The organism is Phytoactinopolyspora halophila (assembly GCF_003287285.1).
GTDB lineage: Bacteria > Actinomycetota > Actinomycetes > Jiangellales > Jiangellaceae > Phytoactinopolyspora_A > Phytoactinopolyspora_A halophila.
In genome coordinates this window covers 1-17,127 of the sequence record NZ_QMIG01000015.1, presented here as the reverse complement: position 1 = coordinate 17,127, position 17,127 = coordinate 1, and the positions used below count along the sequence as shown (strand labels likewise).

At 66.9% G+C, this 17,127-nt stretch carries 19 protein-coding genes; 12 read left to right on the top strand and 7 right to left on the bottom strand.

The features are described 5' to 3' along the window. The first annotated feature begins 76 nt into the window (after positions 1–76). The 3 genes from DPM12_RS13940 to DPM12_RS13925 all read left to right on the top strand — a co-directional run bounded on the left by DPM12_RS13940 (position 77) and on the right by DPM12_RS13925 (position 2,134). Entirely contained in the window at positions 77–907 is an 831-nt protein-coding gene (locus tag DPM12_RS13940; RefSeq protein ID WP_112258949.1) for an SAM-dependent methyltransferase, read from the top strand. A gap of 554 nt (positions 908–1,461) precedes the next feature. Continuing rightward, positions 1,462–1,713, top strand: a complete 252-nt coding sequence (locus DPM12_RS13930; RefSeq protein ID WP_112258947.1) for a DUF6364 family protein — start codon at positions 1,462–1,464, stop codon at positions 1,711–1,713. After that, the gene (locus tag DPM12_RS13925) at positions 1,706–2,134 is read left to right on the top strand and encodes a PIN domain-containing protein (RefSeq protein WP_112258946.1); all 429 of its coding nucleotides are present in this window, start codon (positions 1,706–1,708) and stop codon (positions 2,132–2,134) included. Before DPM12_RS13930 ends, DPM12_RS13925 begins: the two co-directional genes overlap by 8 nt. 343 nt (positions 2,135–2,477) lie before the next feature. On the opposite strand, the gene DPM12_RS13920 is transcribed toward DPM12_RS13925, so the two are convergent. Both DPM12_RS13920 and DPM12_RS13915 read right to left on the bottom strand, forming a co-directional pair. Further along, complete coding sequence (locus DPM12_RS13920) at positions 2,478–2,927, bottom strand: DUF1707 SHOCT-like domain-containing protein (RefSeq protein ID WP_112258945.1); 450 nt, start codon at positions 2,925–2,927, stop codon at positions 2,478–2,480. Then, positions 2,924–3,610 carry a PadR family transcriptional regulator gene (locus DPM12_RS13915; protein ID WP_112258944.1) on the bottom strand — a complete coding sequence of 229 codons (687 nt, stop codon included), beginning with the start codon at positions 3,608–3,610 and terminating at the stop codon, positions 2,924–2,926. Before DPM12_RS13915 ends, DPM12_RS13920 begins: the two co-directional genes overlap by 4 nt. A gap of 420 nt (positions 3,611–4,030) precedes the next feature. On the opposite strand from DPM12_RS13915, the gene DPM12_RS13910 reads away from it, so the two are divergent. Beyond that, complete coding sequence (locus tag DPM12_RS13910; RefSeq protein ID WP_281269658.1) at positions 4,031–4,693, top strand: 50S ribosomal protein L11 methyltransferase; 663 nt, start codon at positions 4,031–4,033, stop codon at positions 4,691–4,693. 66 nt (positions 4,694–4,759) lie between these two features. Here the strand turns inward: DPM12_RS13910 and DPM12_RS13905 are convergent, their stop codons facing one another. The 3 genes from DPM12_RS13905 to DPM12_RS13895 all read right to left on the bottom strand — a co-directional run bounded on the left by DPM12_RS13905 (position 4,760) and on the right by DPM12_RS13895 (position 6,625). Next, entirely contained in the window at positions 4,760–5,320 is a 561-nt protein-coding gene (locus DPM12_RS13905; RefSeq protein WP_112258942.1) for a PadR family transcriptional regulator, read from the bottom strand. 28 nt (positions 5,321–5,348) lie between these two features. Next, positions 5,349–5,732 (bottom strand): VOC family protein, encoded by a 384-nt coding sequence (locus DPM12_RS13900; RefSeq protein ID WP_112258941.1) that lies wholly within the window; start codon positions 5,730–5,732, stop codon positions 5,349–5,351. Between the two features lie 101 nt (positions 5,733–5,833). After that, positions 5,834–6,625: an SGNH/GDSL hydrolase family protein gene (locus tag DPM12_RS13895; protein ID WP_112258940.1), complete on the bottom strand. Its 792-nt coding sequence runs from the start codon at positions 6,623–6,625 to the stop codon at positions 5,834–5,836. A 241-nt stretch (positions 6,626–6,866) separates the two neighbouring features. Between DPM12_RS13895 and DPM12_RS13890 the strand changes: the two genes are divergently transcribed. The 7 genes from DPM12_RS13890 (at position 6,867) to rhaS (ending at position 13,830) form a co-directional block, all read left to right on the top strand. Next, entirely contained in the window at positions 6,867–7,448 is a 582-nt protein-coding gene (locus DPM12_RS13890) for a CGNR zinc finger domain-containing protein (RefSeq protein WP_112258939.1), read from the top strand. An 11-nt stretch (positions 7,449–7,459) separates the two neighbouring features. Beyond that, positions 7,460–7,858: a RidA family protein gene (locus DPM12_RS13885; protein ID WP_112258938.1), complete on the top strand. Its 399-nt coding sequence runs from the start codon at positions 7,460–7,462 to the stop codon at positions 7,856–7,858. A 137-nt stretch (positions 7,859–7,995) separates the two neighbouring features. Continuing rightward, positions 7,996–8,973: an alcohol dehydrogenase catalytic domain-containing protein gene (locus DPM12_RS13880; RefSeq protein ID WP_112258937.1), complete on the top strand. Its 978-nt coding sequence runs from the start codon at positions 7,996–7,998 to the stop codon at positions 8,971–8,973. 167 nt (positions 8,974–9,140) lie between these two features. Then, positions 9,141–10,655: a sugar ABC transporter ATP-binding protein gene (locus DPM12_RS13875; RefSeq protein ID WP_112259035.1), complete on the top strand. Its 1,515-nt coding sequence runs from the start codon at positions 9,141–9,143 to the stop codon at positions 10,653–10,655. After that, the gene (locus DPM12_RS13870; protein WP_112258936.1) at positions 10,652–11,698 is read left to right on the top strand and encodes an ABC transporter permease; all 1,047 of its coding nucleotides are present in this window, start codon (positions 10,652–10,654) and stop codon (positions 11,696–11,698) included. Before DPM12_RS13875 ends, DPM12_RS13870 begins: the two co-directional genes overlap by 4 nt. After that, positions 11,688–12,716 carry an ABC transporter permease gene (locus DPM12_RS13865; RefSeq protein ID WP_112258935.1) on the top strand — a complete coding sequence of 343 codons (1,029 nt, stop codon included), beginning with the start codon at positions 11,688–11,690 and terminating at the stop codon, positions 12,714–12,716. The genes DPM12_RS13870 and DPM12_RS13865 overlap by 11 nt, the downstream gene beginning before the upstream one ends. A gap of 13 nt (positions 12,717–12,729) precedes the next feature. Further along, positions 12,730–13,830 (top strand): rhamnose ABC transporter substrate-binding protein, encoded by a 1,101-nt coding sequence (rhaS, locus tag DPM12_RS13860; RefSeq protein WP_112258934.1) that lies wholly within the window; start codon positions 12,730–12,732, stop codon positions 13,828–13,830. An 86-nt stretch (positions 13,831–13,916) separates the two neighbouring features. Here the strand turns inward: rhaS and DPM12_RS13855 are convergent, their stop codons facing one another. Next, positions 13,917–14,693 (bottom strand): alpha/beta fold hydrolase, encoded by a 777-nt coding sequence (locus DPM12_RS13855; RefSeq protein WP_112258933.1) that lies wholly within the window; start codon positions 14,691–14,693, stop codon positions 13,917–13,919. Further along, positions 14,693–16,114 (bottom strand): acyltransferase domain-containing protein, encoded by a 1,422-nt coding sequence (locus DPM12_RS13850; RefSeq protein ID WP_112258932.1) that lies wholly within the window; start codon positions 16,112–16,114, stop codon positions 14,693–14,695. The genes DPM12_RS13855 and DPM12_RS13850 overlap by 1 nt, the downstream gene beginning before the upstream one ends. A gap of 104 nt (positions 16,115–16,218) precedes the next feature. Here DPM12_RS13850 and DPM12_RS13845 point away from each other — a divergent pair, with 104 nt between their 5' ends. Further along, positions 16,219–17,013, top strand: a complete 795-nt coding sequence (locus DPM12_RS13845; protein WP_112258931.1) for a helix-turn-helix domain-containing protein — start codon at positions 16,219–16,221, stop codon at positions 17,011–17,013. The last annotated feature ends 114 nt before the right edge of the window (positions 17,014–17,127 follow it).

Sequence of the window (17,127 nt, the reverse complement as noted above, 5' to 3'; positions counted from 1 at the left end):
AATCCGTTGCGCTGGTGATCACCCGCCTTTATGCTACGTGACAACTGAACCCCCCGTGTATGGCAAGGACTCTTCGATGCCTGACGCCCCGCAAAGCAGCCGCGTTCCCGTTGGCGTGGACCCGAACCGGGCGAGCATCGCCCGGGTGTATGACGCGGCACTCGGTGGCAAGGACAACTACGAGATCGACCGCGAGGTGCTGAACAAGGTTGCCACGGCCGCGCCAGAGGTACGCGACCTCGCCGTGGACAACCGCGCGTTCCTTATCCGAGCGTGCCGCTTCCTGGCGGCGCAGACGGGCATCGGGCAATTCCTGGACTGTGGATCCGGGCTGCCGACCGCGGAGAACGTTCACCAGGTCGTCCAGCGGCTCAACCCGGAGGCGCGAGTCGTCTACGTCGACAACGACCCCGTGGTGCTGGCGCACGGTCGAGCGCTGCTTGAGGAGAACGAGTACACCCACTTCGTGTCGGCCGACATCTTCGATCCCCGGGAAGTCCTGGAGAGCCCGGTGGTACGCAAGCACCTTGATCTCTCCGAGCCGATCGCTTTCCTGCAGCTCGGAACGCTGCACCATTACGAGGGCCCGAGGGGGGACGTGGCCCAGATCATGAAGGCGTTCATCGACGAGCTGGCGCCGGGCTCGTACGTGGCGATCTCGCACTTCCTCGACCCGGAGAACGAGTACAGCGAGGTCGCGCAGAATATGGAGGAGCATTTCCGGCACAGCCCGATGGGCTCTGGCACGTTCCGCACGCTGAGCGAGATCGAAGAGTTGTTCGACGGCCTGGAGCTGATCGAGCCTGGTGTGACGCTCTGCGCGCGGTGGTGGCCCGACGGCCCGCAACTCAAGGAGCTGAACCAGGCTCAGCAGTGCATCGCGGGCGGCATCGGCTTCAAACGCTGACCCAGAACGCTGGCCGGACACGGCGACGAGCGTCCAGGTAGCCGAAGCGTGTCTGGACGACAACCGGGAGTCCTGCGCAGAGGTCAGAGTGCTTCGTCTCGACGGTGAAGTGTCGCTGGACTGGGAGGATGGCGCCCCGGAGGCGGAATGCAGCCTGGTGTGGTCCGTGTCGCCGGATCGGCTGTACCTGCGGACCCCGGTGAGCGCCGACAGATTCGACAGGGTCGACGACCCAACTCAACTGTTCCATGTCGATCCTAGGACCGGCACGGTGGTCGAGCTCGCCTGGCGAGGTCCGTCGGACGAGGTCGATGGCTCCGTCGCGGAGCGGCCGACGCGTCCCGGTCGTGGAGTGGGTACTTCTACGGGGACGACGCCACGATGTACGACGTGTCGGCCGCTCTCGTCGACGCCCTGGCGGGCGCACTCGCGGGTGAACTACGCCAGCAACTCTTGACTTGCCTGGTCTCGACGGGCGACACACATGGACATCTTCCCGATGCCATAGGTGGATAGTGCTACACTGATTCCGTGCTACACGAGGGGTGATAGGCGTGGCGAACTTGACACTGACCATCGACGAAGATCTGCTTCGCCGTGCCCGGATCAGGGCGCTGGAGCAGGGCGAGAGCGTGAACAGTCTGGTCCGGGACTGGCTGGAGAGCTACGCGGCAGGAAACCGGCAGCGAGACGTGACCGAGGAGATCATCGCGGTTGCGGGGCGTGCCCGCGCGTCGAGCGGTTCGGCTGGGCGGGTCTGGACTCGCGACAACGTATACGAAGAGCGGCTGAGCCAGCATGACTGATCGGCCGTTCATCGACACCAATGTCTTCGTCTATGCAGTTGACAAGGCCGATCCCGCTAAGCAGGAGCGTGCGCACGAGGTGCTTCGCTCGGGCGGGAAAATCGTGATCTCGACACAGGTTCTGAACGAATTCTACGTGATCGTGACGAGAAAGCTGGCCAAGCCACTGCCGTCGCAGGACGCCGCGGCGATAGTCGCGAGTATGTCCGCGTACATCTGTGTGTCGGTCGATGCGACGCTGGTCAGCAACGCGATCCGTGACGGGCAGCGGTGGCAATTGTCTCACTGGGATGCTCTGATGCTGGCGGCTGCCCGCCAGTCGGCGTGCACACGGCTGGTGACCGAAGACCTTGCTGACGGTGCGGTCTATGACGGTGTCACGGTCGAGAACCCGTTTCGTGATCTTACATACCGTCGATGACGTGGACGTCGAGGCGGGTGTTCGACCTCGCCCTTCCGCTCGAGCGGGCCAACGAGGATGCTCCTGGTGCTCGTGGCGACCCCATCCTTGGCCTTCGTCCTGCTGACCGCGGTGCCGTACGTGGCAACACTGCTGTGGAGGATCGGCGCGGCCGTCGGAGTACAGATCGTGCTCACCATCGCCTGTCCTGGAGCTCGGGGCCGTCGACACGCCTGTTCCTGCCGAAGACGAGGTGTTCGGTGGCGGCCCGTGGCTGGGTGGTATTGAACGTAACCTGGAGCAGGGGATACGCCGGGGAAGGTTGTCATCACGGTAGCCGGCTAGGGATGGCCTGCGCCGGCCGTCATCCGCAAGACGTGCGCGCCTGCCGCCGGGGTCCTCTGTGGCCGAACCCACCACACGCGAGAAGCCAGAACGCGATGAGTGCCAGCCACGGTAGGCCCAGCAGAACGACGGCGGCCAACCCGACGAATCCGAGCATCATCACCGGGGTGAGCCAGTGCATCCGGGCATGGCTCGGACGCGAGTGTGCCATCCCGCGCCGGGAGATCCGGCGATCCGCGTCCCATCCATGTGATGTACGTGCCGTGCGGTTCACGTGAGCACCAGGGGACTGGGGCAGGTCGGTGAAGATCGGCTGCAGGTCAGCGGCGAACCGGGCCTTCCAGACCGTTTCCAGTCGCTCGTCGTACTCGGCCTTCGTGAGCCGGCCAGCCACGAAGTGCTCGCCGAGCGCGGAGGCCGCGGCGTCGCGTTCGGCATCGCCGATGCGTACGGAGTCCTGCCCCGTCATGATTGGCCGCCTCCGTCCGCGTCGTCGGTCTCGTCACCGTCCGCGAGGATGCCGTAGAGGCGGCGCCGCATCTCGGCCAGTACCTCGCGTGCGCGTGCCTGCTGGTCAGGGGTGCCGGTAGCCATGATCTGCCACATAGCGGCCGCCGCTTGAGCGATGAGCGGCTGGAGGTCGTGCTCGTCCTCCTCGGCGTCGGTGAACGTCTTCCACGGTGCCGAGATCTCGTCCGGGTGCGCCTCGACGTACGCGCGGCCCTCGTCGGTGAGCTCGAAAGCGCGCCGCTTCGATGTGTGCGTGTGCTCGGCGGTGCGCACCAGCCCCTCGTCCTCAAGCTGCTGCAGCGTGGGGTAGATCGATCCGGGACTCGGCTTCCACGCACCCCGGCTGCGTTCGGCAACCTCTTGAATGATCTGGTACCCGTTCATGGGCTCCTCGGCGAGTATGCCCAGGATAGCGGCGCGGATATCGCCCCGCCGGGCCTTCGGGCCGCGGCCGTATCCAGGTGGACCGCTCCAGTGGTGAGCCCACGGCGGCGCGTGGCCGAACATCGCCCATGGCCCGAATCCCCTGAACTTTCCGTAGCCCTTGCCGGACATCGCAGAGATCCATCCTTCAACGGGGCCGCAGGACCAGTGCTTGCTCCATGTCCATGGCCTGTCGGTCGAGTCAGTGGCATGGGTCATCGTTCGCCTCCTTGCCACCCGAGCGGTCACGATATTTAGACGATATATCGCGATCGCTCGTCACGCAAGATGTCGGCGTTCGGTCCCGGTCGAGTCGCACGGCAGCAGAGTTCAACCATTCGTCTGTCGGCAGTAGGGAGTGTGCACGGGTAGATGACGATGGGCGGGCATGGCTGTGAACCCACGGGGATGGCGGTGGATAATGGGAACATGGCTGATGAGGGTGGGTCGGTGATTCCGTGGATGGACAACGGTGGCCTGCAACAGAGGTGGCGACTCGCCAAGGCTGGCTGAGCAGGGTAGCGATAATGGGTGATCTCGCAAGAGGTCTGGGTACAGGTGGCGATGGCGAGGAAAGGACTGGCATCGATGGATGAAGAACGGTCTTACACTTGGACGGGCGCTGGTGGCCCATTCACGGTGACGATTGATTCCGGCGTTTTCGCGCCGAGTAGCACCAGCCGCGTGCTCGGCGACACCATGCAGATCAATCCCGGCGACACGGTTCTTGACGCCGGATGTGGTAGCGGCGTCCTGAGTTTCGTGGCGGCGCGTGCGGGCGCCAGCCGGGTTATCGGCTGCGACGTGTCGCAGCCGGCCATTGACTGCGCGAACGCCAACGCCCGCCGGCTGGGCTTGGACGACATCACCGAGTTCCGGTGCGGTTCGCTGCTCGAACCGGTGAGCGACATACGAGCTGATACCGTCATTGCCGACATCAGCGGGGTGCCAGACGCCGTGGCGGAGGCGACCGGATGGTTTCCTGATGGCCGTGGAGGCGGACCGACTGGTGCGGAGCTGCCGATCGCCATGCTGGCCGACATCAAGAACCATCTCACGCCCCACGGCCGGGTCTATCTTCCGACGGCGACGTTGCAGGACGAGTCGAAGGTGCTGCGGGCAGCCCGGCGTGTCTTCGGTGACGACATGCGCGCCTTGGCCAGCCGGGACTTCCCGCTACCCAACGCGATCAGTCGCGCCAAGGACGTCGCCCGGTTGATCTCCGATGGCGTCATCCGGCTGAATCAGCGAGGCAGCCGGCTGTTCTGGCGGCTTACCGTCTGGAGCTGTGGGCCAGCATGACCTGATTTGGCGACGAACGGGGCCAGGTATTCCCCTGGTGGAGTCAGGCGTTCGTCTCGGAAGGCGCTAATCGTCGGCCATCCGGTACGAGCCCTTCTCGAGGCGCTGAATGATCTGCTGCGTCCACGCCGCGCGGCTGTCGGCGGTGTGCAGCCAGAGGCCGATGACCTCACCGACGGGTCCCCAGCTCTCCAGGTCGGCATCGGCGGGCACGTGCTCGGTGATACGTGCTCGCCACTGGTCCATCGCCCGAGCGCGCTGCCGCAGTAGGTCAATCGCTTCAGCGCGGGTGAGGTCGTCGATGAGGCCGACCGCTGCGGCGAGGAGATCCAGACGGGGTTCGCGGCTGGACAGTGCCGTGCGCAGCAGGGAGAGGTAGGCATGTTCGCCCTCGCCGGTCAGTTCATACTCGATGCGAGGGGGGCCTCCCGCCGTACTCGGCGTCGTCTCATGCGTATGCAGCAAACCTTCTCCGCTCATGGCCTTGAGAGCGTGGTAGATCGAACCCGACCTGGCGTTGGCCCATTCGTGCGCTCCCCATGCCTCCAAGTCGGAACGAACCTGGTAGCCATGTGCTCGTGCTCGGCGTCGCACGGCACCGAGCACGAGGAGTCGAATAGCGGACACGGTAGTTGCGCTCCTGTTGGATCGGTGTTCAGGCCGCCGTGCTCACCCACCACAGCGCGCCGAACGCGACGAAACCTCCCAGCCGGCTGTGGTCGTCCTGGCGCGTCACCTCCATCACCGAGGTGGCGCCACGGGTGATCGCCCGCGCATGGGTGGTTTCCGCGTCCGGAACCGTCGTCCACAACTGGATGTGCGCGGGCTCGGTGGGCAAGCGCTGGCACTGGCCACCATCGGGGCCGGCGTCGGCGAAGTACAGTTCCGCCGAGCCGATGCGTGCCTCGGCGTGCATCACTCGCTCGGGGTCCGTATGCAGGGGGACGACGTTGCACACGGCGGCGTCGAAGACGTCGGAGAGGAACTCGGCGAATGGGCGGGCGCTTTCCACCATCACGTAGGGCGTCAGGGTCGACATGACCGGGATCTCCTTCTGATGAACTAGCCAAATTTGGTTAGTTGACTCTACTCGATCGACTGCGCCCGATGCCACGTGCAACCCCACTTCTCAAACACGGCCTAGTCCGCGTGAACCACGTCGAGCACCTGGGGTAGGAAGGCGGTTGCTACCTCGGAATAGCCACGTGCCGATGGGTGGAACCGGTCATCAGCAAAGAATATGTGCGGCGCGTCCGCTATAACGTCAACCGGAAGCGTGACGCAGAACGCGTCGCACCTACTAACACTCTCCCGCAGTACGCGATCCATGAGACGAGCCCGCATGCCGAGCACCGCACGCAATGGCTGGGGGAGTGCAGGGAATCGCCATACTGGCGGCATACCAGAGAAACCCATGGGCACATCGGACCCAAGTACGCGGCGGATCGTGGTAATCAGGTCCTCGATGTCATGCCGCCAGTCCATAATTCTGCGGAACCGGAGCAGGTCGTTGATTCCCACCACGACGACCACGAGATCCGGCGGCGCATCTGGAGCTGACGTGGCCTCCTCAGATTTGGTGTCGACGACGCCGATCGCTCCCTGAGACAACTTCCGTGTGGTGGAACGGGTTGTGGCGCCAGATCGCGCAATGACTCTCCAGGTCACGGAGCGGTCCACCGCGGTCGAGAGCCGCTCAGCTAGCTGACCAGCGAAACCAGAACGGTGGTGGTCCACGCCCACCCCTGCCGCCATCGAGTCACCCACCACGAGGAGCCGTACTCCAGGATGCTTTCCCTGTACCTCTCCGTACGCCCCTGCCGCTTCGGGCAGGAGTGGAGTCCGCCGCTTCACCCACAGCATCTGCGGAATGAGCACCGGCAGAGACAGTAAGGAGAAGGTCTGGGCGGCGCGAAGTGTGTAGTCGCTCATCAGATATCGATCGCCGCTGTTTCTGGCTCGTTCTCACCGTGTCGTCGCAGACGCCCCCTTCTCAAGCCATGCGCCAGCGGTTCGGGTCTTGCGGACGCTTCATCCCACCTGCGCCTCGAAGACCAGTTCTTGGGTGGCACCGGCCTTCGTCTAACGCTACCTCCTGCAGTCCGTGCAATTTCCTGGAAATCGGCGCTGATCACGGGTTTGATATCGGTGCGTAACCACCTAACATAGTTACATGTTGTCGTGGACCGTGCCTTCCGTCGGGCAATGGTTCGTCTCCGCGGAGGGCACGCGATGGTGGTTCGACTCCGGATCGATCGCTCTGGACTTCGCGTACACGGGTTCCATGGGCACGAACCCCCTTTGGGAGCGGTGGCACGCGCCCGAAGACATGGCGCAGTGGCTCGAAGAACGCTTCGGCGTCCGGTTCCGCGTCACCGCCAGCGACCTTGCTGCCACGAAACGGCTGCGTGACGCGGTTGCCATCCTCGTCACCCGGGCGGCAGCAGGGGAGGCGTTCCCTCCCGCGACCGTCGAGCTCCTCGACGATCACGCGGCTCGGCCGGATGTCGCGCCGCAGCTTGGGCGCGATCCCCGGCCGACACTCGATCAGGTGCTGGCCGGCCTGGCCCGGGAGGCGGTCGTCGTGCTGCGTGATCACGCGGACCGGATTCGCGAGTGTGCCGCCGGTGACTGCCAGGTCATCTACCTCGATACATCCCGCTCCGGGAATCGCTCGTGGTGCTCGATGATGCGCTGCGGAAACCGCAACAAGGTCCGGCAACAACGCGCTCGCCAGAAGAGATCGACAAAGTGAGGAGATTAGGCATGACGCTGACCCATCTCAACCCCGAGTCCTTGCATCGCAGCCCCGTGTTCAGTCAGGGCGTGCAGGTGGAGGGCGCCGGTCGACTCGTCGTTGTCGGAGGTCAGAACGGTGTGGATGCGACCGGCGCCGTCGTCGGTACGGACCTGGGCACTCAGTCGGTGCAAGCGCTGCGCAACGTCCTCGCAGTGCTGGGCGAGGCGGGTGCGGCCCAGGAGAACGTGATCCGGCTGACCGTGTACCTCGTCGGACCGGCGGACGCGACCGCGGCATACGCGGCGGCCCAGGAGGTCTGGGGCGCGCATCCCACGGCCGTGACCGTCCTGCAGGTAGCCGGGCTGGCCCGGCCGGACTGCCTCGTCGAGGTCGAGGCTCTGGCCCACGTCCCGTCGGGCTCGTGAAGCGACTTCGATGTCGAGACATGCATGTATTCGCAGATCTGGCGGCTTTTTCGCACGTTTCGGCATCGAAGTCGGCGCCCGCGCGCCGTTCCTGGCCCGGGGGATGACCGCCGGCTCGGTCAAGGGATGATCGGTGCATGAAGGCGTTCCAGCTCAGCGCTCCGGGGCAGCTGCGTCCGGTTCCCGCGCCGGTACCCGACGCGGGGCAGCTGGCCGGTGACGACGTGCTTGTCCGGATTCTCGCGGCATCGGTGTGTGGCAGCGACATCCCACACTTCGTGCACGGCGCCCGAGCCGACAGCATCGCATCGGCAGGGCGTGACGCTCCACCGCCCGGTTTCCCGCTCCACGAGATCGTCGGCGAAGTGGTCGCTTCCGCGGACCCGGATCTTGCGCCCGGCGATCGGGTGGTCGGGTGGGCGAGCGGGGACGACGGGCTGGCCGAACTCGTCGTGACCGGTGGCGCCCACCTTGCCCGGTGTACACCGGACACTCCGCCGTGGCAGGTGATCGTGGCGCAACCGCTGGCGTGCGTGCTCTACGCCATCGACCGCCTGCCTGCGGTGCGCGGGACGCATGTCGCGGTGCTTGGCCTGGGTCCCATCGGGTTGATCTTCAGCCACGTGCTCGACAGCCGGGGTGCCACCCGGGTGACCGGCGTCGACCCCGTGGACCGGAGCGACGTTTCCGGCCGGTTCGGTGTCACCGAACCGGTGATCGCCACGAGTACGCAGTGGCTCCAGACGCTCGACCCGGCCGACCGCCCCGGCGTCGTCATCGAGGCGGTTGGGCATCAGGTGGCCACCTTGCGCGATGCCCTCGGTGCGGTCGCCACCTCCGGCACGGTGTATTGCTTCGGTATCCCGCAAGTCGACGACTATCCCGTGAGCGTGTCGACGCTGGTGCGTGAGAATCTCACCGTGATCGGCGGGATCACCTACGAGCGCCGCCGCTACCTCGAACGGGCCTGCCATTACCTGGCCGAGCATCCCGAGCTGGCGCGAGCCGTCGTGACCCACGTGCTGCCGTGGAGCTCGGCGCAGCGGGCGTTCGAGCTCGCGTCGGTGCCGCGGTCCGGGCGACTGAAGGTGGTGCTCACCCCCGATCCCGGCTGACGCGCGGCAAGCTGTCTCGTACAACGAAACCATCACGATCGCGAGGTGCTGGCGAGAAGGGTTGACCGTGGCAACGGCCGAATCTAAGGTACACAACAATCTATATGAAACGATTCATTTAACGGAGGGCGCGGGTGTCCGGTACGGGAACCGAGGCCACGGGGCAGCTGCCGGCCTGGCCGCCGGGCGAACGGCCCGCCGTGCGCCTGACCGGCGCCTCGAAGAGCTTCGGCTCGGTCGTCGCCCTTCGCGATGCCAGTATCGATATCCATGCCGGAGAGGCCCACGCGCTGGTGGGTGAGAACGGTGCCGGAAAGTCGACGCTGATCAAGATTCTCGCCGGCGCGCACCGCCCGGACAGCGGGACGCTGGAGATCGACGGACACCCGGTCGAGTTCTCCGGCACCGCCGCCGCGAAGGCCGCGGGTATCGCCGTCATCTACCAGGAGCCCACCCTCTTTCCCGACCTCACCGTCGCCGAGAACATCTTCATCGGACGCCAGCCGCGCACTCGCTTCGGCTTGATCGATCGCGCGCGGATGAACCGGGAGGCGTCGGTACTCTTCGACCGCCTCGGCGTGCCGCTGGCACCCGACCGGCCGGCTCGCGGCCTGTCCATCGCCGACCAGCAAGTGGTCGAGATCGCTAAGGCCATCTCGCTGGACGCGCGGGTGCTCATCATGGACGAGCCCACCGCCGCGCTGTCCGGCGTGGAAGTGGACCGCCTCTTCGCCGTCACCCGCTCGTTGCGGGACGACGGAGCTGCCGTGCTGTTCATCTCGCACCGTTTCGACGAGGTCGAGGCGCTGTGTGATCGCGTGACGGTGATGCGTGACGGTGCGCGCGTGTCGACGGACCGGCTGGCCGACGTCACCATCGATCAGATCGTGCGCCGGATGGTGGGACGCGAGCTCGGCGCCCTGTTCCCCAAGGAGGACGTCGACGCGGGTGACGTGATCCTGAAGGTCGACGGCCTCAGCCGCGAGGGAGCGTATCGAGACGTCAGCTTCGACGTGCGCGCCGGCGAGATCGTCGCGCTCGCCGGTCTCGTCGGCGCCGGCCGATCGGAGGTCGTGCAGGGAATCTTCGGAGTCGACCCACGCGACAGCGGGTCGGTTCAGGTCGACGGCCAGACGTTGCCGCCTGCCAATCCGCGGGCGGCGATGCGTGCCGGCGTCGCCCTGGTGCCCGAGGACCGGCGCCAGCAGGGGCTGTTGCTCGACCTGTCGATCATCCGGAACGCGACGCTCGCCCGCCGGCACCGGCTGTCCACGCTCGGATTCCTGATCGGCGGGTCGGAACGGCGCGAGGCAGAGGAATGGACCGGCCGGCTGCAGACGCGCTACGGCCGGCTCGGCGACCCGGCCGCGACCCTCTCGGGAGGGAACCAGCAGAAGGTCGTCCTGGCCAAGTGGCTGGCCACCGGGCCGAAGGTGCTGATCGTCGACGAACCGACCCGCGGCATCGATATCGGGACCAAGGCGGAGGTGCACCGGTTGCTCTCGTCGCTGGCCGCGGACGGCGTGGCGATCGTGATGGTCTCGTCCGAACTTCCGGAGGTTCTCGGCATGGCCGACCGGATCCTCGTCATGCGGGAGGGCCGGCTGAGCGGCGAGCTCAGCAGGGCCGACGCGACCGAGGAATCGGTGATGTTCCTCGCGACCGGCCGGGAGGCTGCATGACGGTGCTCGCACGGGAGCGGGATTCCGAAGGCGGCGCCACGTCGTCGACCGGTTCGACTCTGCTCGACACGGTGCTGCGGTTCCGTGCGCTGGGCCTGCTGGTGGTGCTCGCGGCGCTCGTGGCCGTCACGGCCGCCGTGAACCCGAGGTTTCTGAGCGGCTCGAGTATCCGGGACATCCTGCTGGCGGCCTCGATCACGCTGTTACTCGCCACCGGTATGACCGTTGTGGTGCTCACGCGCGGCATCGACCTGTCCGTCGGTTCGGTGCTGGGCCTGTCGGCTTTCTGCACCGCGTGGCTGCTCAGCGAGAACCCGGGCGTATCGATCCCGGTGGCCATGCTCGTGGGCCTCGGCATCGGCGCGGTGTGCGGGCTGTTCAACGGCTCGGTGGTGCATTTCGGGAGGGTGCCGCCACTGGTTGCGACCCTGGGCACGCTGTACGTCTTCCGTGGCGTCGTGTACTTCGTGGCTGGCGGTTCGCGGATCAACGCCTCGGACATGCCGGCCGGTTTCCTCGATTTCGGGTCCGCACGCGTTCTCGGCGTGCCGTACCTGATCCTCATCTCGCTCGTCGTCCTCGCCCTGGTCGCGGTGTTCCTCTCCCGATACCGCGCCGGCCGGGACATGTACGCGCTTGGCTCCAGCCCGGAAGCCGCCGAGCTTGCCGGCATTCCAGCGGGGCGCCGCAAGCTCACGGCCTACGTGCTCTGCGGGGCGCTGGCGGGCCTCGGCGGGGTGCTTTACGCCGCGCGGTACGGCACCGTCGACGCATCGGCCGGATATGCCATGGAGCTCGACATCGTCGCGGCAGTCGTTGTCGGCGGAGTCGCGATCTTCGGCGGCAGCGGCAGCGTCCTGGGCGCCGCGCTCGGCGCGTTCCTCCTCACTGTGATCAGCAACGCCCTCCCGGTGCTGAACATCGATCAGTTCTGGCAGCGAGCCATCGTCGGCGCCCTGATCGTGGGCGCGATCGCCGTGGACCGGCTCGTCGCGCTGCGCGTGGCGGAGTCACTGCGGAAGAAGGGGTCACATGTCGGTTGAAGCCGGACGGCAGGGCCGCGATGGGCTGCATCTGAGCAGGTTCGCGACGTGGGACGTCGCCATCATCGTCGTGACGGTGGTGTTCCTGATCTTCGCCGTGACGTCCGTGCAGCATTTCGGCACGTCGCAGAACGCCACGTTCCTCGTGCTGGAGCTGGCGCCGATCCTGCTGCTCGCGTTGCCGATGACGCTGATCATCGTGACCGGCGAGATCGACCTCTCGGTGGCGAGCACGGTCGGGTTGACGAGTTCCGCGATGGGCGTGATGTGGAACAGCGGCGTGCCGCTGGAGACGATCATGCCGTTGTGCGTCGTCATCGGCGCCGTCCTGGGAGCGGTGAACGGGTTCTTCGTCACCGCGCTTGGCCTTCCATCCCTCGCGGTCACCATCGGCACGCTCGCGCTGTACCGTGGCCTGGCGTTCGTGCTGCTCGGTGACACCGCCGTCGCTGACTTCCCGCGCTCGCACTCCTCCTGGACCATCGGCACCATCGGGGAGACCCCGATACCCAACGTGCTCGTCCCCATGATCGTGCTGGCCGGGCTGTTCGCGGCAGTGCTGCATGCGATGCCGGTCGGCCGGGCCATATTCGCCTCCGGTTCCAACCGCGTCGCGGCGGCCTTCGCCGGCATCCCGGTGGCGAAACTGAAGTTCTGGCTGTACGTGACGTCCGGTGCCGTTGCCGGCCTGGTCGGCGTTTTCTGGACGCTGCGGTTCTCCAGCGCCCGCGCCGACAACGCCCACGGCCTGGAGCTGACCGTGGTGGCCGCCGTCCTGCTGGGCGGCGTGTCCATCTTCGGAGGCAAGGGAACGCTGCCCGGCGTGCTGGCCGGTGTCGTGCTCCTGTCCTCCCTGCAGAACGCGTTACGGCTGGCCAACGTATCGAGCGAGGCCCTCACGGTGGTCACCGGCTCGCTGCTGATCATCTCGGTTCTCGCGCCGAACATCCTCGGCCGCGTGCGCGGCGTCCTGCGTCGTCGCCTGCGGCGAACGCACGTGCCCGCTCCGAACCCGTGAGAAAGGAACGCCCATGTCCATCGGCCGATCCCTCCAGCGGATCCCAGTGCACCCGGCGGCTCCGGCCGCCATCGGGCTCGCCCTGGCGCTCGCGCTGAGCGCCTGCGGTGGAACCACCCAGGACAGCCAGGACGATACCGACAGCGGCAGCGACGACTCTGACGCCGTCGCCGACCCGGACGCCGACTACGAATCCGGCCTGAGCCTGGCGATGTTGCCGAAGTCGGTCAACAATCCGTACTTCGAAACCTCCAGCGAGGCCGCCGCTGAGGTGGTGGACGAGCTCGGTGGCGACTACGAGTACACCGGCCCATCCGACGCCACGGCCTCGTCGCAGGTCAGCTACATCAACACGGTGAGCCAGCAGGGCACGGACGTCATCCTGCTGTCGGCGAACGATCCGAACGCGCTGTGCTCGTCGCTCGAACAGGCACGTGCGGCTGGCACGGTGGTCGTCACGTTCGATTCGGACGTCGACGCCGACTGCCGCGACGCGTTTGTCAGCCAGGTGGACGACGACGCCGTCGGGGAGACGCTGATCGAGATGGCCGCCGAGCAGATCGGCGGCTCCGGCACCGTGGCCATCCTGTCGGCGACGGCGAACGCCACCAACCAGAACGCCTGGATCGACGTCATCGAGGAACAGATCGAGACCAACCCGGACTACGCCGACATCGAACTGGCTGGAGTGGCCTACGGCGACGACGAGGACGAGAAGTCGTTCCAGGAGACGCAGGGTCTGCTGCAGGCCAACCCCGATCTGGACGCGATCATCTCACCGACCACGGTGGGCATAGCCGCGGCGGCGCGTTACCTGTCGAGCTCGGATCAGCAGGGCGAGGTAGCGCTGACCGGTCTGGGGACGCCGAACCAGATGCGCGAGTATGTCGAGGACGGCACGGTGACCGAGTTCGCGCTCTGGGATCCGGGTGAGCTGGGTGAGCTGGCCGTCTATACCGGCGCGGCGATCGCGTCGAACATCATCACCGGCGCGGAAGGTGAGACCTTCACCGCAGGCGACCTCGGGGAGTACACGGTAGGCGAAGACGGCGTGGTGACGCTCGGCCCGCCGGCCAGGTTCAACGCCGAGAACATCGACGACTACGACTTCTGAATGTCCGACGTCTGAATGCCCGGCGCGTGGCGCTTCTGGCGATCGCCAGAAGCGCCACGCGTGCGGTTCCCCATGGAAGCGGCACGTCAGGTCGTGGTGAAGCCGACCAGGACCCGGCCCAGGATGTCCGTCTCGATCCGGTGCCATGAACCGGGCAACTGCATACCCCAGCCGTTGGGCAGCGCGGCCGCGGTCGCCCGCGCTGCCGCGCGCAACCAATCGCTGGTGCTGTCGCTGTTGAGTACCAGCGTGGGCGTCCGTACAGAGGCCAGGCGGTTGGCCGGGACGCTGAAGTCGCCGCAGATGGCGGTGTCGTAGAGGAGGGTATGCGCGTTAGCCTCGTTCGTTGCCCATAGCGGGCCCTTCCGCCAGTCCGCGATCACCTCGGGGCTGAGACCCATCAGGTTCGCGAGGAAGTGCTCTGCGGCCTCGTCGCGCTTGCCATGTGCCAGCAAGGCCCGCAGGGTGTCCATGAAGTCGTCCGGAGGCTTCGGATAACCTTCGGCCCGGTAGAACGGCTCGTGCAGCGCCAGCTTGGTGATCGGCACGCCGGCCATGGCCGCTTCGAGTGCCAGGTTCGCGCCGCAGGACCCGGCAAACACCACCGCCTCGCCGCCGGCCGCGTCGATCACGGCCTCAAGATCCTCGATCTCCTTCGTGACGGCATAGTCGGGGGAGTCACCGCTTTCCCCCCGCCCCCGGCGGTCGTAGACGTAGGTGGTGCAGTGCGGTGTCAGCTCTGGAACGAGGAAATCGAAGATCGTGTGATCGCGGAATGCGCCGTTGAGAAGCACGAGCGGCGGGCCGTCACCCAGCCGCTCGTAGGCGATCGTCGTGCCGTCTCGCGAGACAACCTTGCGCATCAGGCTCTCCTCGTGCCGGGTGAATGTGGGTTCGCGCCGTCAGTTTCTGCGCGCGGGTTGGCGTTCTCCCGTGGCGTGCTGCCGCTGCGCGGCCAGACCAGGTGCTCGTGCCGGACCGGCGCCCCGAGCACGTAGGCGGCTGCCGCCGCGCACAGCAGACCGGATGACGACGTGCTGTCAGTGGCCAGCGGCACGACGGGAACGCCGGGGCAGATGTGGACTGCCAGGCGGGACAGGAGCTGGTCGGGCCCGACCTCGACGATCAGGTCCGCCTCGTCGGCCATGTGGCCCACCGCCTGGCTGAACCGAACCGGCTCGCAGAGCTGCCTGACCAGGAGGTCGTGAAGGTTTGCATCCGGTGGGAGGGCATCACCCGTCACGGTCGACTGGACGGTCCGCTCCAGCGTCCGGAAACGCATGCCCTCCAGGTGGGCGCGTAGCCCGTCCATCGCGGGTGCCATCGCGGGGGTGTGGAACGCCTCCCGCACCGGGAGCTCTGCCGTCCGGAGCCCTGTCGCCGCGGCAGTCTGCAGCACGCGGGCAACGGCATCTGCCGGACCCGCGACCACCGTCTGCGTGGGGGTATTGTAGCCGGCGACGGCGACCGGCTCGCCGCGCAGCAGCGGTTCGACATCCTCCGGACGCGTGGAGATCGTCGCCATCGACCCTCGGCCGTCGCACGCCTTCGCCATGATCTGGCCGTGGGCGTTTACCAGGGCAAGCAGCGTGGATTCGCGCATCGCGCCCGCCCAGTGCAGCGCCGTCAGCTCGCCGAGGCTGTGGCCAGCTGCCATCGAGGCCTCGATGCCGAGCATGGACAGCACCCGCAGACCGGCGATGGACGAAGCGACGATCCGCTGCCCGTTGGCACCGAGCCCCGTGGAATCTTCGGCCGTCGGTATCGTGACAGTTCGGTAGAGGTCTCGTGCCGTCTCGAACCGCCGCGTGAGCGCGCTCGTAGCGGCGTTGACGTCAGCTCCCTGTCCAGGGAAGAGGAAGCCGATCGTCGGCTTGCCGCCGGCTCGGCCGGCGAACACCCCGTTGCCGACGTCATGGATGGCCTCACCCAGCTGGCCGTCGCGGTTCAGGGCCACGGCCAGCTGGGCGAGGCGCTCGCGGGCCTGATCCGCCGATGCCGCGACGACTCCCGCTCGCACCGCACGATCCTTGAGCCTGCCCTGCAAGGTCGCGGCCAGGTTATCGAGCCCGCCGTACGACGATCCCCAGTCCTGGTCGATCAGCCGTGCTGTCTCGTCGCGCAGCTTCGGCACGGACTCCGCATCCAGGAGCAGGAGCTGGTGATCATCGGTTGCCGAAGCTGGGCGAGGCTCGGCCCGGTCCGGCCGGCCAGCGGTGGTCGAATGTGTGATCTCGGTGTCCTGCACATCCACCAGCCTGCGTCTCTCGGCGAGCGTATCCATCTTCGAGGTTGCTCTATCGGGCTGGCACGAGTGCCGCTCGAGCCGATCGCGACGGCTGCGGGCGATCCTGCTGGTCAGGACACGGCGTTGTGAGGTGCGTGCGTATGGATGACGCAGTCGAGAGGGCGATCGAGGGTATCTGGGAGCGATATGACGAGCCGTTGTCTCTGGCTGAGATCGCGTCTCCGCTCAGCCGTTTCTATTTTGCTCGCATATTCCGGAACGCGACCGGGATCACCCCGGGCCGATTTCTTGCTGCGGTCCGTGTTCACCAGGCCAAACGTCTGCTGGTGAGCGCCTCGATGAGTGTGGCTGAGGTGTCCTTCGCGGTCGGATACAACAGCCTCGGGTCGTTCAGCAACTATTTCGCGAGCAGCGTCGGTCTCTCTCCCGGCCGGTTTCGCCGCCTGGCGCGGACCGGGGGGAACGGCTGGCCCATCCCGGAGCCGCCGCCAGGTACCGGATCCGGCGCGGTTGCCGGAACGGTTGGCCTGCCGGAAGGCTTCGGGAACGCACGGGTGTACATAGGTGCCTTTCGGACCCCCATCATTCAGCACCCGTCGGCCGCTGCTGTCATCGTCGACGTGCCGAGCGGCCGTCCGGCGTGCTACCACCTGCCCGACGTGCCCGAAGGCACGTGGTCATTGCTCGCGGTGGGCGTGGCCGACGGCGTCGGGCCCGATCCGGCGCTCCACCGGAGTCTGCTGGTTGGCAGGCAGGCGTCGGTGAGGGTCACGCGGGGAAACGTGACCAGCGCCGCGATGCGTCTGCGCCGGGCGCGGTTGATCGATCCGCCCGTGTTGCTGGCGTTGCCCGACCTGGTGCCGGCGCGCACACTCTCAGCGGTTGGTTGTGCGGCCATCACGCCGCGTTCGGCGGAGGTCGGGGTATCGGGCTGAGGCGTGGGGATACGTATCCGGGTGCCGGATACGTATCCCCACGCCTGAAGGGTGAGGGGTGGGGTTAGGCGCCGATGGCGTTGTTGTCGGCGTGTTTGAGTTGTTCGGCGAAGA